The sequence below is a fragment of the Xenorhabdus sp. BG5 genome (assembly GCF_015163665.1).
Classification (GTDB): domain Bacteria; phylum Pseudomonadota; class Gammaproteobacteria; order Enterobacterales; family Enterobacteriaceae; genus Xenorhabdus.
Genome location: NZ_JADEUG010000030.1, coordinates 16,429 through 32,489, shown reverse-complemented (window position 1 = coordinate 32,489; position 16,061 = coordinate 16,429). Strand labels below are relative to the sequence as shown.

Below are 16,061 nucleotides of genomic sequence, written 5' to 3'. Positions count from 1 at the left end.
ACTTTCTCCTTATATAGACTGTTGATTAATCTTTTTGTTGAGGATATTGAAAGCTTCATTTGATGAAATATTACCAATATCAACTAAATCAATGATAAATCCGTCTGGTCTTACAATGATGCAGGCAGAATTAGTTGGCAAAAGATCTTTGATAAGTCCCAAAACTTTTCCACTCAAGTTAACAAGAACTGCACTAGTGATAATTTTCGTGGCCGAATCAAAGTATTTTTCCCACTCTGAATAGATGTAATGCTCACCTGGCCAGAAGAAAATAGTATGCTTAGTGAGGCTTAAATGTGGCGAAAGTGTACTTTTATTCCATTCAAGAGGAATTCGTCTTCCTGACTCAAGTTTCATTATCCCTTCAGACAGCTGCCCATGAGGAATATCAATCTGAGCGATTCGAGGTGATAAAAACCTATCTACAATGCCAGTTTTGGATGCAAACTTGAAGGCAAAATCACGAGCAAATATCGCTGGAAACTTCTTATACAAACTCACATTTGCTAGAAATGTAGATAATTTTGATGTCCGATTAATCCCATTCATTCGTTCAGTGGAATAACTATCCAAGAGAGATGAATCATGCTCATTACGTATAACACCGGCCAATTTCCAGCCCAGATTCACAGCATCCTGAAACCCGCTATTCATCCCTTGAGCTCCAGAGGGACTCATCACATGAGCCGCATCACCAACAAGAAAAACATTCTGATATCTGTAAGAAGAAGCAGACCTTACATGAGCATTAAAAATGCCGCAGAAATTCATATCCCCTAAAATTTTATTGCCGGGAACTCTATCATTGAGCAATTTATTAAAGAATTCTCGATTGATTTCACCTTTGTAATGAGCAGGAACACTAGCACCTATGCGAAATAATCCCTCACCAATTGGAGCTAACACCATGTTACCCGTACGATGGAGATAATAACCAACTTCACGACTGGTCGATTCACTTACAAGCTCAGCATCGGTAATAGCAAGTTTAGTTTCCATCTGGAATCCATTATAACCAAATCCAAAACACTCTCTGACTCGGCTTGAATATCCATCAGCACCGATTAACCACTGATATGATTCATAAGATATACGTCCTGCATTATCTTGTAGGGAAACATTAACTACATCATTCTCATTATGTCCATCTATGAATTCACAACCATATTCAATGAATATCCCATTTTCATTGAGTCTATCTTCTAGTATTTTCTCTGTTTTCCACTGAGGTATGGTAATTCCATAACGATAATTAGTGTGTTTCAGCTTATCAAATCGAATATTACCAATCATTCTCTTATTGGAATAATAATTCATTTGATCGAAGTAATGCCCAGATTCAATAATTCTTTCTGATACTCCTGTCCGTGTTAATATTTCCAGAACGCGAGGCCAGATAATTGTAGCTTTAGAATGAGGAGAATACCGAGAATATTTAGATATAATTTTTGATTTAATACCAAATAAAGAAAGCTCAAGGGCTGTCAGCATTCCTACTGGACCTCCCCCAACAATCAATACTGGATTATCACTCCTGGAAATTTTCATATGTTTGGTTCCGTTTCTTGCTTGTATTATAAAAAAGAATTAATACTAGTATTGAAAAATTTAAGCAAATAAAAGACATAGCAAGTAAAGTTATTGATGTCGAAGTTGTTAATCTACTTCCTGCATTGTTGATAAAATGATTATTCATAAGTATGGCTGAACCATTGTTATCTGATATTTTATTATTTAACAAAGTGATGACAGTAGACACTAATGGGATTGAAATTGATTCTCCACCAATCCGGAATGTGTTAAAAGTGCCCGCCGCCAATCCAGATTGATAAACATCGACAGAACTAACTGCAACACCATCAATATACGACAAGGATATTCCGAAAGAACTACCTAATAGGAACATAGCAACACAGTAATGTAATATTCCTTCACTACCAAGGACATAATTCAAATATAATGGGGATACACTTAGAATAACCAATGTGGCTTTTAATAAACAACCATTATTGAGTGAACTTCTGAACTTGGCAACGATTGGTGGGAATATGAAAGAAGGCAAAGTTGCAACAGTCATAATCACACCGACCTGAAAACTTGTGAAATCAGTAGTAACCTTAAAATAATACGGAAAATAGAACATTATACTTATATACCCGAAACCAAGAAGCAGCGTTGTTATGCTCATGGATGAAAAAGTCCTATTCTTGAAAATAGTCAAGTCTAAGACGGGATTTTTAGCAGATTTTTCAATTCGATATAAAGCCAGAGCACATATCAGAGATACAATAATTAGGAATTCTATTTTTCTGTTAGTTATTGACCATATAGGCAAGAATGATATAAATGATACTGTTGAAAGAAGAAAAAGAGTCAGAACTATTCCGCCAAACCAGTCAAATTTCGTATATGCATATCTAGTTTTATCATTAACATATATTAATGAAATAAAAAGCAATAATAAGATTAATGCAGTAATAACACTGAAAAGAGTCCATCCTCTGCTGACATAATTAAACCCAGAAGCCACTAAAGGGCCAGCAATCATACCTACGCCTAAAAAAACACCGAAGAGCGAGAATGCTTTTGGCCGTTTCGCTTCATCAATATGTGAAGCCAGTAGTGAAGTGGCAGATGTTGTTACTGCTGCGGCAGCTATACCGCAAATTGCCCTGAAAAATAGAATATATGCATAGTTATCGATTATACCACCCAGCAGAAAACCTATGGAGAAGAAAATTAGTCCAAGCAAAAAAATATTTTTTCGCCCTACAAAATCAGAAAGAGAACCTGTAATTGGCAAGAAAGCACCATACATTACCATAAAAATATTAATGAACCACTGTGCTTCCTGATAGGTAAGGGAATAATGTTTCATTAAAGAAATATTTAAAATACTGGAGGATGTAATTGTCAGTGGAATTATAAACATTGACAAACATACTGTCAGTAAAACATGCATATCTATTTTATTGAATTCAATATTAGTCATATTATTTTCTAAAAATCCTTTAATCGAAAAACTTCTGTGCTAATTAAGGAATCTTTGGTTTGCTCGATAAAACTAAGTGTGTAATCTTTATTCATATGAAGATCAATACTTTCCTGAGACCCCCACCGCTCTATGAGAAAATATTTATCTTCGTAGATATAAAAATCAAAAATATCACAACCTTCTTCCAATAAAGTTACTTCACGAAGAAGAGATAATTTTTCTCCAAAGTATCTGAATATAGATATATTTGGTTTAATGAAAACAACTATATTAATACTCACAATCCACCTCAAATTAAACTAACATTTAACTTACTCACATGAAAGTTCCCTCTTCGGTCTGTATCTAAAATATGAAAATCACAGTTATCAAGAAAAGAAAGGTTATTATTTATATGCAGCATATATCGCATAAAAAGAGTAATAACCCCACCATGGGACACCACGAGCACGTTCCCTCCATCTAAATTTGAATTTGCTATCCTTTTCATCTCATTAGTGAATCTGTTCAAACAGTTATCAACACTTTCACCGCCCTCAGGGGTAAAATTCTTCTCACCTAGATTATTAACAACATCTCTCCAACAGAGGGTATCTTTAAATTCTCCGTCAAGCACTCCCAAATGACGTTCTTTTAGATTTTCACGTTTAATCACATTTGCCCCAATAACTGAAGATATGATATTAGCCGTCTGTATTGATCTAATGTAACTTGAACAATAAATCAATCTGATACCAATATGATTCATTTTAGGCGCAATATTTATTACATTTCTTATACCAATATCACATAAAGGAATATCAGTCTGACCCAACATTCTTCCCTTCAAATTGTAACTGGTAATTCCATGTCTCATTAAATAAATCATGTTTCGTTAACATTATTATTTAAAATTTTATTTATCGATGTTTCAATAGACATGTCTGAAGAAATCAGACCGTCTGGTATGCTAAGATTAAACTCTTTTTCTAGTACTACTGAAATTTCCAGCAAAGTTAAAGAGTCTAACTCAAGATCATCATAAATAACATTTTTAGTTATTTTATCAACTGAAACATAATACTTATCTGTAAGGAGAGACTTAATTCGGTCAAAAATCATATCTTTCATATCTCATCCATTTAGTTAGTTAAAAACTATAGATCTAAATACAGAGTTAGGCCATTTAATAACAGCTGCCCCCCATGTAATTCCACCACCAAACGCAGTAAGAACAATTTTATGGCCTGGTTTTATTGTATTATTTCTGGCATGGACAGCTAACGTTAGTGGTATTGATGCTGCTGAAGTATTCCCAAACTCCTCAAGACTCATTAACGCTTGTGTTTCTTTCAAATCAAACAGCTGAGTTAAGGTATCTATTATTCTCTTATTTGCTTGATGTGGAACAATATAGTCAATTTCACTTGTATCTGTATTGCTGAGTTCCAATGCTTTTTGAACAGAACCTTTCATATATGAAATGGCCTTCAAAAAAACCTCTTTGCCTTCCATTTTGAAGTATGAAGATTTTGAAAACGTATCTTTGCTCACTGAAAGCTTAGACTCACTCCCCCCATTTAAAATGGTAATTAAATTTTCATATTCACCATCACTTCCTGTATAAGTGGAAAGAATATTTTCTTCATCTCCTTGTTCAAGAATTACAGCTCCCGCCCCATCACCAAATAATGGGTAGGTTGCTCTATCATTTTTGTCGAGAATTGTAGTAAAAACATCTGCACCAATAAGCATCAATCTTTTAGATTTTCCAGATCTTATAAATGATTCTGCCAACTCAAGCCCATACACAAAACCAGTACAAACTGCATTTATATCGAATGCTCTAATTTTCCCCAACCCCAACATTGTCGCAACTTTAGGGGCTGTGGCCGGGCATAATCTGTCAGGAGTTGAAGTAGCAACAATTAAAGTATCAATCTCAATACTATTCTCAATATTCATACTAGATAATGCGGCTTTCCCAGCTTTAAAGGCTAAATAACTGGTGTATTCACCTTCAGTTGCATGAAATCTGTTTTTTATTCCTGTTCTCGTCGTTATCCATTCATCATTAGTATCCAGATACTCTGAGATACCTTTGTTTGAAACTTGATGTTTAGGTAGTGATGCACCTAATCCAACAATTTTTACTGCATTTACTGTCATAACTATAACTGCCTCAATAGATTAGTTGATGTGCTACAGAACATCGAACCTGAATGTTATTAATACTTGAAACGATGTCAGCACTTCTCCACTTATCATTTCCTTTATATGTCAAGCAGGTATTCTCTAAAATCACTTCTAATGTTCCAACCTTTTGGTTATTACATACATCAGATTCATTTATCTTTATGCTGCGCATCCAAAGATTATTAGAAGCCTCCCTAGTAATACCATCTAACTCATATAGAAGAATTTGACCGATCTGCAAACTTGAAACGAAAGCATCTATATAATCAATATCATCGATTATTTCCCCAAAAGCAGTCTTAATTACTAAGGCTTTGCTTTTGTATTTATTTTCTAATAAAACATCATTTATTTCATGATTTACATCTTTAAACTCCCAACGACTAAATATGGAATTCAATAGCCTATCGTTGAACTCTCTCCTTTCTACTTTCAGTTGAACTTGCATATTCCCAACTTTCCCTCGCAAGTAAATTACACCCTCTTCACAATTATTCAGACCAATATTAATTGGAATATTTATCAGTTTTTCGACGGGAACACGTGATGAACGAATTATCATCGAAGTTATTTTATAGTAAGAATGGTCAAACTGGTTAAGCAATTTTCCACTTGCATAAGCCGACATTAATATTACATCAATACTACTTAAGTGAGGATTTAGTTTTTTGCTTTTAATAGACCAATTCTCAGGATAAACCAGAGTTAAAATAGACTTATATTCATTATTAAGTATTTTTTCTTCTTTTATTATATAATCAACTTTTTTATATCCAGAACCAAAAAAACGTGATTCTGACGCTCCTAAATAAGAGTCAGCATTGACCAATTTTTTCATGAGAAACCTTTATTAAGTATTATATTACAAGATAAGCTTTGCTACTTCTTTCGATTTATCTCTGAAATAAAAATGATTACCATCAAATGTAGTTTTTCTGAATCCTTTATTTGTGTAGTTACTCCAAATCTTCATTTCATTTTCAGAAGCCAAAAAATCATCTTTAGCTGATAGTGCATGTATTTCACAATTAACCTTGGGGTAAGTCATTCTTGCATAGTAAATTAACACTCTAAGATCACGAGTAACTTTATGCTTTACCTTTTTCAATCTGATAGGGTCACTTGAAACCATCTGAGGTAACCCACCTAAACGTGTGATTTTTTCGAATGCATCATCCTCTGAATTAAATATCTTAGATTTGACCAATAATCCAGGAGGCTTACACGCAGACACAATCAATCTCTGAATATTTAGATGATTACAGCCCAATATCGCCAGTTCGTAGGCAATAATAGCTCCTATACTGTGACCAAAAAAAGTAAGTTTTCCCTCAAATTCTTTAAGCTGATTTTTGAGGTTTTCCAATAATACACTAAAAAAATCTGTAGAGCTTTTTGACACCGAAAACTCGCTGACTGAATAACTCACAGAGATAATTCTAACTTCTTCAGATAAATGTTTTTTTAAAATATCAAAAGAGCTGGCACTTCCACCTGCATATGGAAAAAAGACCAATGCATTCTGTTCATTCATGAGAACCCCTATTATAGTTTCTCCTATTATTTTATTAATACTAAAAGTAATATCTACTCGTTAACTTTTAAAGTATTAACTCTACGTAATAAAACAGCTTTAATACTGTTATGTAATATAAGAAATAACCCCTAAATATCTCCTCATGCAAATAATGACACTCAATAAACACCCTCGTCAATTAAAATCATATTCATGTTTACTTTATGTTTATCATACTAAAGAAAAAATCATTATTAATATAAAAATACATTCCAATAAACTAATTATCACATTGAAAATAAATTCAATTATTTACATAAACACAAAAAAATTCAAACAAATAAATATTTCCCTCCAAAAGTAGCCACGGGCATGTATGAGTATTCCGAGGATAACGTACAAATGCACATTATAATAAACCAATATGGGATTCCACTTGCCAGATTTAACTTTCAAGTGGAACGTTTCCCCGTAAATCTAGTGCATGCGCCCGATAGCTTAAGTGTAGAGTGTTGAAGGCATACCTACAGGGCGGGATCTTACTTTAAAATTGATTGTTTTTAGAACAAAAATGGCGTTCATATGTAAAAAGTAGGTCTTCTCATTCAATAAAATGGGTCAGATTTTACGTACAGATACCTAAAGATTGCTTTTTAAACAAAGTAGAATCCCGCCCTGGGCATACCTAAGAAATTATCTCTTTTCATTTCTCAAATTATGATTAGACTATACCGTTTAAATCTTCAACCCCCGTTCGCCATCCATCCGCCTTGCAACCAACATCGCCGCTTCCAGTTCACTGCACTGGTGCTCGCGCATTAACGCCCGCCGTTCGGCCTTTTCTTCTTTTTCCGTCATCCCCAGCGCCAGATAAAGGCTGGGTGGCACCACCCGAAACAGCGCTTCGATTTTTTTCGCCAGCACCACCCCTTCGGTATAACAACGGGGCAATTTACTGGCGGAGAGCAACACGGCTTTCTGCTCTTCATTCAGTTTTTTGAAACGGGCGATTTGTTCGACTTCATCCGGCGGCATGGTCAGGCACAACCACCATTCGGCCATATTCAGCATTTTCTCAGCGGTATCCGGGTAATCGGCAAGGTTTTGGGTGGCGAGCCACAGCCAGGCGCCCAGTTTACGCCACATTTTCACAACCTTGGTCATAAAGGGGGAGAGCAGCGGGTTGGTGGTGGTGATATGGCCTTCGTCAATCACCAGTTGCAATTCCCTGTCCTGATACTGGTCGCGTTCCGCCAGATTATTCACGGTGTTAATCAGCGACACCATCGCCAGCGCCATTTGTGCCGAATAGTTTTCCCGCGCCAGTGTCCCCAGATCAATCAACGTGACATCCACTTCCGGCCAGGGCGTACCGGGACGGTTAAACAGTTCCCCTTCAAAGCCTTGGGTAAACATCGACATGGCACCGGCCATTTCATCCGCCCGTGCCCGACGATGTGCCGTGATCAAGAGCTGGCCATGCTCATCCTGCTGGTGATTGCGGGCGATGGCATACAGCGCATTTTGTAAGTCTGAGGCAAGCATCTGGCGTTGTTCTTCATGACTGGTGTGAGCCGCCATCATAATGGCTTCGCGGATCAAACCGCGATCTGAGCGAGTCAGGCGCTCTTCCTCTCTTTTCTCACCGCCGGTGATCATCAGCCGGGCGGCAATTTCCATCTCGCCCAGAATATCACGCTGCTCATCACCGTCATCCTGCGATTCCTCCGTATCCGGAATATCGGCTTCATGAATACGTAACTGTTGGGGGCTGAGTTGCAGCAACTGATGCGCATCAGCAAATAAGGCCAGACTGACACCACAGCCCGGTTTGATACCGATTTTATTCACGGTCAGCCCCAGACTGGCGTAGTAATCGGCGAGTAAACCAAAACTGTTCCCGGCTTCGACAATAAACAAACGCGGTCGGTGGATAGCCATCAGTTGAACCAGAGAAGCACACAGGGTGGCGGATTTGCCTGCACCGGTCGGGCCAAACAGCAATAAGTGCGCATTCTGGGTGCGATCCTGTTTGTTCATCGGATCGAAGGTCAGCGGCGCACCACCGCGATTAAAAAAGCTGAACCCCGGATGCCCGGTGCCGGTTGAACGGCCTGTCACCGGCATAAGTCCCGCCAGATGCTGCACCCAGGTCAGGCGACTGTACCAGTATTTCCTGTCCTTCTGCGGATTAAAACACATTGGCAGGGCGCGTAAATAGGCATTCAGCGGGGATACACTGAATTCCGGTCGCACCGGTTGTAATCCGGCACTCAGCAATGTTGACGATAACTGATGCACCCGCTGGTTCAGGTCAGTGACATCGTTGCCTCGCACCAAAAAGGTCAGCGCACTGCGATACAGTTTATGTCGTCGTCCCAGCAAGGCTTTGACCTCCTGCACATCCTGCCGGACACGCGCCGATTCGGTATTTTCCCCCACCGCATTTTTTGCCAGCCGGGTAAAGCTCTCTTCCAGCGTATCCTGTGCCTGCGCCACGATGGTCAGGGAAACTACAGTGCCTTCCGGCATCATATCCATCAGGGCATTGATATTATCCCCCCGTTTCACTTCGCCCGTCAGCGTGCCCGGCTCAGGCGGGCGGCGCAGACGTTCAACCGGAATGGCTTTATGTGGCAGGCCATCAAACCACCAGACACCGTTTTCGGGATCAGACACCGGTGGCGTAAACCACAGGCTTTCGGCAAAGTCATTATAAATCGGAAGCTCGAGCTGCATGGGCGTTTCATAACTCACCGTGTGATAAAAATCGGCTTTTGCCATGCCCCAGTCCGGTGCCGGGTTAAAATGACGTAACAACCAGCTATGGATCTGCTCGCCATTTTGCCGGACAGCCACAATACCCGCTGCCGCCAGTGACGACACCAGACGCTCGCAGACCTGATTGAGTGCTGCCAGCGAGGATAACGTGGAGTGGTTTGCCTGAGATTGGTGCGCAGGCAACCAGCAATACACTGCCATACGTGTCTGGCGTTGTTGTCCCCGCCACGGTTGCCCAGTAATTAAGCTGTCGTGAAATATCCCCTCAGGCCGGGCAATGCTGTTCAGATGCCGTTCGGATTCGGCCAGAAAGGCCTCCGTAAACGCGGTACCTTGCGCCCACGGTTTTATATAGTCCCGTAACGTGCTGAGGTCACTGGTTGGATCATCCTCATCCTGACAAAAAAACTGCACCACCCACGGCGAAATATCGTCTTCCTCCAGACTGTCCTGGATCGCATCTTCCAGCTGGTCCCGAATTTCAATCAGCCTCTCAAGCGGACGCCCTTCGGTGGCAACCGGTTCGATGCGATAGACCGCCCCCACAGAAATCCCGTCATCCAGCAACAGGCATTGCCCGTCTTCCAGATATTCCACCCAGGGCAGGTAGTCAATGATGGAGGGACTGGCCCGGTAAATCGCGGTTTCATCCGTTTCACGCAGCCTACTGGGGCGGTTCAATGGTTTGGGATTTTTCATTACCAGGCCTCCGTGCGTTCACCCGGCAGGGCGTACTGCACCTGCTGATAAAACGGGAATACCGTACTGTAGCCCGGTATTGGCGTATTGCCGGCGGTCAGATGTGGGAAGATATACATCACCATATCGGGATTGGGAAGACGGGGAAACTGTTGGCTGATTTCCTGCGCAGCCGAACGGCTGTAGTGATAGGGCGCTTCCAGTGCCCGATGCCGTTCGGTTTCGGTCAACGTTCTGCGCAATGCGGTTCTTGCCTGCACGGCAGTGTGACCGGCTTTATTGCCCTGCCACATCGCCAGCACCGTCTGCTCTCCGGCGGGTAATAAGGTCTCTTTCGAGGTCGCGCAGCCTGCCAGCAGCCCAGTCAGACACAGCACGATAGAATAGGTTATTTTCCGCATATATCGGTCTCCGTAGTGCCAATGGCGGTAAACGTGGCAAATTCAGGATGGACTGCCAGCTCCGATAAGGTAAAAGGCTGACGTTCCCACTGTTCAGGCTCAGCCCTGGCTTTGCCTTCAATAACCGCCTGCCACTGGATTTCTGTCAGACGAAAGACGGTGAAATCCCCCTCACCCAGTGGCCAGCATTTCCTGTCGGCTGACAGATATAATCGGCGCTTTCTTTTACGCACAGGCCGCCAGTCAAGCTGAACCCAGGTCTGTTCAGAGCAGAAGGGTGTATTGACTTGCAGGCAATAAGGCGGGCTGGCACTAAACAGCCATTGAAAGACAGGTTTTTCCATTAATCTAAGGCTTCCTGAGTATCATGTTGAATGGGTTCACTAAAGTCGTAGCGCACCTTACGGCCTTTCGTTTCGTAATCCATCGCCAGAGATTGTGTGATATGCACCACAACACCGGCACCGGGCGGCACGTAGACCGCATCAAACGTCTGGCTGTAACGTTGTTTGAGCCATTCGGTGATGTCATTCATACCACCGGCCATGGCTTTGCCTAATGCCGCTTGTCCGGCGTTACCCGTTAACGCGGAAGTGATGCCGCCTGCGCCGTGGGTTTGGGCGGTTCGCTGGCTTTCGTTCAGGGCATCGCCGGCGGAATTCATGGCCGACAGGGCAAACAGCGTTGGCATATAGGTGCTGGCATTGGATTTACGTTCGCCGCTGATACAGGGGATGCCATTTTCATCAGACAACCAGCCGATACCCTGCTGATTCTGCCCTTTGCCCGGCAAGGTACGCACAGTGCCATCCTGAAACACAAAGGTGATGGAATTGACCTGCCCGCGTACACAGGAAAGTGTCCAGTCACCACTGGCTGAACCGGAAACCACCGCCCCTTCCACTTCCGGCAACCCGATGCCATTGGCGGTCAGGTTATCTTTGCCAATCAGAATCTTAAACGGATAAGGGTCCGTCACGGTGCCATTGACCGGCACACGGCCTAATAACGCGGTCATCGCTTGACTGCCAACCAGCGTGGCATTTTCCGGCAAGGTATAGACCGGGGTTTCGTTCTTTTCCTTCAGCGCGGGCGCGTTCTGCACTTTTTGCCCGGCTGTCGGTTGTTCGCTTAAAAAAGAAGTGGGGTATTGCGGTGTCGATTGACCATGACCCATCGCTTGCAACGCTGCCGGTTTTTCATCAGCGGGATTGACCCAGATAAATTCATCCTGCCCCCTGACTGGATTGGCCACATACGGACTGCCTGTCAGCCCCAGTCCAAGCGGCATCTGGCTGTCCTGCGAAGGTAAAGGCGCTGAATTTAACCGTTCCGTCAGCAAATCAATTTGTGCCAGCAAACTTTGCTGCTCATCCTGCAACGTGTGCTGGCGCTGTTCATCGTCCTGACGAATAGCCGCAACAGCCGCATCGATTTGGCTGGCAACATCAAGGCCTTGGTGTTTTAACTGGTCATTTTCTTTCAGGATATCGGTATTCTGCTGGCTTAAGCGTTTCTGCTCTGCCCGCACTTTATTGAGGGCCCCTATCAGGGTACGCAAGGTATCTTCCGGCGTATCACCACCGACGCCCAGCGCCTGTAACTCCTCCGGTGACAGTGACGCCAGCACATTATTCTGGGGCGTGTTGGGTGCGCTATTGTCTGTTGAATTGCAACTTTTAATCCCGATAAACCCGCCAATCACCAATACCGTCGGCACCAGTATTTTCACCAACGCATTGGACTTAACCTCCATGGCGGCCTCCCGGTTTCACCGATGCCGGCTCAGGGATAAAGGCGTTATCCGGCTGCCCTTTTGTGACGAGGTACAATACTGTCGTATCCTCCGGCGACCCCGTTTCATCCAGCCAACGATGCTGGAACGTGGCGGCCACAAACTGCCCCTGTAATTCTCGCGGGTCGAGGGTGAGTGTGCGTTTGGCCGTATTGCGCAGTTTCAGCGCGATGACCGTGTGATTGTGCAGTCTCCAGCCTGCCAACGGGGTAATTTCAATCGGCTCTGACGGATAGAGTGTGGTGATGGATGAAGCCAAATGCAGATTCACCGGCTGGATGCCTGTCACCGGCTCGACGGTACGCAACGGGGCATACAGTTGCTGCGCGGCATAACGGGTTAAGGCGACCGGAACAGGTGCCAATAATTTGGCGTTGCCCTGCTGTTGCGATTTTTCAGTCGGAAGGGAGTGTTTTTCAGCCGGGTAAACAAGACGCACGGGTTCCGTTGCGCCCGTTTTACTGGCAGTGATATCCAGTAAAATGATTTCACCGTTTTCACTGTCCTGCAATTGTAAACGGGTTGGCGGGAAAGCACTGTTGGCTTTCAGGTACACCGCCCCGCCGGCACTTTGTACCCGCAATGTCTCACTGAGTGACGGCGGCAAACCGATACGGACATTCCGGTCAGCAAAAATAATGCGTTCCTGACCGACCTTGAGCGTAATGGATAACGGAATGCGTTCCCATTTCATCAGTTCATCGGCCTTTACGCTGGTATTGAACAACAAGAGACTGACCAGTCCTAACCAAACACTGCGGCAACCAAATGGCACTCTACTCATTGAAATACGCCCTTTTTTTCTTCCACTGGCTGTGGCATCGCTTCCAGCCGCTGTGGCATTCCGTCGTAACAATCCAGTGCCAGCCCGAAGGGATTACGCTCAGCATCCCCTTCCCAGCGCACCACTTTCAGGGGATAACGCACCAGAGCCCGTTTAACCGGTTCAGCGTGGTAATATTCATCGGCCACCAAATCCAGCCGGACCACCCAGTTATCCCGGTCACTCACCGTCACACTGCGCGTCCCATAGCCCCGGCCGGGAATTTCATAGACCACGCGCACCCGGTCGAGCAGCTCGCCACTGTCGGCACGGGTTCTGGCATCTTCCCGCAGAAAATCCTGGCAGGCCGGCGTCAGGTAAGGGGAAAGCGCATAAATTTTGGATGGATAGTCCTGCGCGCCATTTTTCGGCCAGGCATTCAGTTGCTGGAAAATATAAAAGGCAAAGCTGTAGACACTGGGCGCAGGCACTTCCCACCACGGGCGTGTACTGCCGGTGCGTAAGTCCGGCGGGTTATGGATGGTGAGATTGCGCGGTGAAGCCATCCAGCCCGTCAGGCTCAGCAGCAAGACCAGCACCAGAATGCCGCACGCCACCCGCAGGGTCAGAATATGCTGGTCCCGGTTTTTCACCGCATGACGAAACTGGCTCATCGCGCTCTCCTGCTGCGGCGCAGTGACCAGCCCTGCGCTGCAATAATCAACGTCGGGTCACCCAGACCGAACCGACGTTTTTTCTCGGCCAGTTTCAGCCAGAGATAATTTTCCGGTTTACCCCGCTTAAGCTGGGCGAGCCAGCGCCCGCCAAAGCTTATCAGGAACAAAGGCATCATCAGCATCCCTGTCGGCAGCATCACCCAACCGGCTAACGGGATCAAAGGCAGGCTGACAATCAGCCCGAGAGCCACCCCCGCAATGGCCGCCATGCCCATCTCCGGTGTGGTGAATCCCCGGAATACGACGGGTTCTGCGTTTAAGCGATCAGGTAAAAAAGGGATCGTCTGCATCAGCGGCACCTTAAAAAATAATACCGGCCGATTTCGCCAACAGCCAGATCACCGCAACCAGCAGCACAATACCGACCACGATAATCGAACCAAACTGAGTCCATGTGGCTTTGCCGTCGCGCACTTCGGAGAAGGTTTCCACTGCGGCCGAAGCCACTTTAAAGAACGCCACCGCCGAGAGGATCAACCCGCCAATCACAATGCTATCCTGCGCATAGCCTTTCACCTGCCCCATTAATCCACCGCCGCCGCCACTCTTAGGGGGTTCAATCGCGGGTAAATCAGCCCAGGCAGACTCACAGGAAAGACCCAGCAGCAGCAAAAAACTGCTGATCCGGGTTATCCGATTTGTGCAGATACGGCGACAAACAGTAAAGAGGTGTTTCATATTCAATCTATTCCTTTTCATTATGTTCGCGGCATTAACTGGCAAACATCCAGACAGCCACGACCAGCAATACCGCGGTTCGAAGGGCAAACTGGCTGAGGGTCTCACTGCGCACTTTTTCATTCGCCCAGCCCTGCCAGACATCCACTGCGGCCCAGGCCGCCCAGAAAAACAGGGTGGCCAGAAAAAACCCGACGCACACCAGATACAGAAAAGTGATATCAAAATGCCCCGATGCCACTTCAAAAGCATTGCGTTGTGCGTCAGTCATTGCGGGTTTTCCTGACGGTAATGGTCGGATAATGAGCCGAAACTCTGGGGCTGGTCGCGGGAAGGTGTGAGGTAGTGCTCGATACCCGCTTTGAGGGTGCTGAGATCAGCCTGGATGCGCTGATAATCAAAGTCATAACGAGGAAGTTTTGAGGTATCTGATTGCTTTTCTGCGATGCTGGCACGCTCCAGTGCTATCTGCACCTGCTCAATCAGACGCATTGCACTCGCCAGTTCGTCTTTTTCGGCCGCTTGCGCCAGCGGCATACATAACACCGCCAGCCCCAGCAGGCAGGCAGAACAGGATATCGAAAAGCCACCGTGCATAAACAAAACACTCCCTTATGATGGGTTCCAAAATGCCAAGGATGCGGCGTTTTTTACCGACGGTCAGCAATAAACTCTTTATGCTTTGGTGAAAATTAGCTAAATAATCTGACTAACGTATTCAGACAAAACTTAATCATGAAGAATAAAGGAAGTAATATGCTGCGGATTGATTTAAATGTCCCCGATGAAGAACACGAGAAGGCGCGCAAACTGGGCGCACACTGGGATGCAGCCGCCCAAATCTGGTATATCGACGACAGTTTTGACCCGACCCCGTTTATGAACTGGTTGCCATTCTACAATGTGCATGCTGAATTCTGGTATCTCGCCCAAACCCGGACGCCGTGCCCGCACTGCCATGAACACACGACTGTGACTGGGTTTATGTTGCCTGCCGGGCATAAAATGCTGGAAACGGATGATGACGATGAAGAAGATGACGACGAAACCCACGCTGAAGTTGACTACTCAGAGCAGGACAGCCCGGCGTTTCTCTTTTATGTCGCCGACATTCCCACCACCGTGCGGAACGTGATATCTGGCTTTCATCATACTTTGTGCAAAACGGAGGGGCAGCGAATACGCCGAACGTACTGGATAAATCACTGCGAACACTGTGGCGCTCAACAGGATGATGCCGATATGTTTGCGGAAGTTGGCGGGGCGTTTTTTCCTTCCTCCAGAAAAGAAGCCGCCGCCATTCAGCTTCATCGTATCGACGAGCCTTTTATGGGCTATTGTCAGGATATCTCACACCAGCGTTTTCATATTGATATGGAAAATACGGTGCTGAGCGCAATCAAGGGCGCCTATACTGCCGGAGATTGGTTTAAATGGATGACGCATGTCATTAATGTTCAGTCAAAGTATCCGCATTAACCGGGAAGACTGACGCGCCGCGATGCGGCTTGTCTGCTGACG

Annotated in this window: 19 protein-coding genes; 1 reads left to right on the top strand and 18 read right to left on the bottom strand. The window is 44.7% G+C overall.

Annotated features, from left to right (window positions below; all coding sequences use genetic code 11):
• Nucleotides 1-9: 9 nt before the first annotated feature.
• The 18 genes from IQ209_RS14315 to IQ209_RS14230 all read right to left on the bottom strand — a co-directional run bounded on the left by IQ209_RS14315 (nt 10) and on the right by IQ209_RS14230 (nt 15,137).
• A complete protein-coding gene (locus tag IQ209_RS14315; protein ID WP_193851927.1) occupies nt 10-1,548 on the bottom strand; it encodes an FAD-dependent monooxygenase in 1,539 nt (512 codons plus the stop codon).
• Entirely contained in the window at nt 1,529-2,992 is a 1,464-nt protein-coding gene (locus IQ209_RS14310; RefSeq protein WP_193851926.1) for an MFS transporter, read from the bottom strand. Before IQ209_RS14310 ends, IQ209_RS14315 begins: the two co-directional genes overlap by 20 nt.
• An 8-nt stretch (nt 2,993-3,000) precedes the next feature.
• Nucleotides 3,001-3,276: a putative quinol monooxygenase gene (locus tag IQ209_RS14305; RefSeq protein WP_193851925.1), complete on the bottom strand. Its 276-nt coding sequence runs from the start codon at nt 3,274-3,276 to the stop codon at nt 3,001-3,003.
• An 8-nt stretch (nt 3,277-3,284) separates the two neighbouring features.
• Nucleotides 3,285-3,851, bottom strand: a complete 567-nt coding sequence (locus tag IQ209_RS14300; RefSeq protein ID WP_193851924.1) for a histidine phosphatase family protein — start codon at nt 3,849-3,851, stop codon at nt 3,285-3,287.
• Between the two features lie 8 nt (nt 3,852-3,859).
• The gene (locus IQ209_RS14295) at nt 3,860-4,105 is read right to left on the bottom strand and encodes an acyl carrier protein (protein WP_193851923.1); all 246 of its coding nucleotides are present in this window, start codon (nt 4,103-4,105) and stop codon (nt 3,860-3,862) included.
• A gap of 15 nt (nt 4,106-4,120) precedes the next feature.
• Nucleotides 4,121-5,143 carry a beta-ketoacyl-ACP synthase III gene (locus IQ209_RS14290; protein ID WP_193851922.1) on the bottom strand — a complete coding sequence of 341 codons (1,023 nt, stop codon included), beginning with the start codon at nt 5,141-5,143 and terminating at the stop codon, nt 4,121-4,123.
• 13 nt (nt 5,144-5,156) lie between these two features.
• Nucleotides 5,157-6,008 (bottom strand): AvrD family protein, encoded by an 852-nt coding sequence (locus IQ209_RS14285; protein ID WP_193851921.1) that lies wholly within the window; start codon nt 6,006-6,008, stop codon nt 5,157-5,159.
• A gap of 24 nt (nt 6,009-6,032) precedes the next feature.
• Nucleotides 6,033-6,704: a thioesterase II family protein gene (locus tag IQ209_RS14280; protein WP_193851920.1), complete on the bottom strand. Its 672-nt coding sequence runs from the start codon at nt 6,702-6,704 to the stop codon at nt 6,033-6,035.
• 717 nt (nt 6,705-7,421) lie between these two features.
• Entirely contained in the window at nt 7,422-10,166 is a 2,745-nt protein-coding gene (locus tag IQ209_RS14275; RefSeq protein ID WP_193851919.1) for a conjugative transfer ATPase, read from the bottom strand.
• A complete protein-coding gene (locus tag IQ209_RS14270) occupies nt 10,166-10,567 on the bottom strand; it encodes a TIGR03751 family conjugal transfer lipoprotein (RefSeq protein ID WP_193851918.1) in 402 nt (133 codons plus the stop codon). Before IQ209_RS14270 ends, IQ209_RS14275 begins: the two co-directional genes overlap by 1 nt.
• Nucleotides 10,555-10,911, bottom strand: a complete 357-nt coding sequence (locus IQ209_RS14265) for a hypothetical protein (RefSeq protein WP_193851917.1) — start codon at nt 10,909-10,911, stop codon at nt 10,555-10,557. Before IQ209_RS14265 ends, IQ209_RS14270 begins: the two co-directional genes overlap by 13 nt.
• The gene (locus IQ209_RS14260) at nt 10,911-12,323 is read right to left on the bottom strand and encodes a TIGR03752 family integrating conjugative element protein (RefSeq protein ID WP_193851916.1); all 1,413 of its coding nucleotides are present in this window, start codon (nt 12,321-12,323) and stop codon (nt 10,911-10,913) included. Before IQ209_RS14260 ends, IQ209_RS14265 begins: the two co-directional genes overlap by 1 nt.
• The gene (locus IQ209_RS14255; RefSeq protein ID WP_193851915.1) at nt 12,313-13,146 is read right to left on the bottom strand and encodes a TIGR03749 family integrating conjugative element protein; all 834 of its coding nucleotides are present in this window, start codon (nt 13,144-13,146) and stop codon (nt 12,313-12,315) included. Before IQ209_RS14255 ends, IQ209_RS14260 begins: the two co-directional genes overlap by 11 nt.
• Entirely contained in the window at nt 13,143-13,799 is a 657-nt protein-coding gene (locus IQ209_RS14250) for a PFL_4703 family integrating conjugative element protein (protein WP_193851914.1), read from the bottom strand. The genes IQ209_RS14255 and IQ209_RS14250 overlap by 4 nt, the downstream gene beginning before the upstream one ends.
• Nucleotides 13,796-14,152, bottom strand: a complete 357-nt coding sequence (locus IQ209_RS14245) for a TIGR03750 family conjugal transfer protein (RefSeq protein ID WP_193851913.1) — start codon at nt 14,150-14,152, stop codon at nt 13,796-13,798. The genes IQ209_RS14250 and IQ209_RS14245 overlap by 4 nt, the downstream gene beginning before the upstream one ends.
• A gap of 10 nt (nt 14,153-14,162) precedes the next feature.
• A complete protein-coding gene (locus IQ209_RS14240) occupies nt 14,163-14,540 on the bottom strand; it encodes a TIGR03745 family integrating conjugative element membrane protein (RefSeq protein WP_193851912.1) in 378 nt (125 codons plus the stop codon).
• Nucleotides 14,541-14,574: 34 nt separating this feature from the next.
• Nucleotides 14,575-14,811: a TIGR03758 family integrating conjugative element protein gene (locus tag IQ209_RS14235; protein WP_193851911.1), complete on the bottom strand. Its 237-nt coding sequence runs from the start codon at nt 14,809-14,811 to the stop codon at nt 14,575-14,577.
• Complete coding sequence (locus IQ209_RS14230) at nt 14,808-15,137, bottom strand: RAQPRD family integrative conjugative element protein (RefSeq protein WP_193851910.1); 330 nt, start codon at nt 15,135-15,137, stop codon at nt 14,808-14,810. Before IQ209_RS14230 ends, IQ209_RS14235 begins: the two co-directional genes overlap by 4 nt.
• Before the next feature lie 159 nt (nt 15,138-15,296).
• Between IQ209_RS14230 and IQ209_RS14225 the strand changes: the two genes are divergently transcribed.
• Nucleotides 15,297-16,019 (top strand): DUF5710 domain-containing protein, encoded by a 723-nt coding sequence (locus tag IQ209_RS14225; protein WP_193851909.1) that lies wholly within the window; start codon nt 15,297-15,299, stop codon nt 16,017-16,019.
• Nucleotides 16,020-16,061 lie beyond the last annotated feature (42 nt).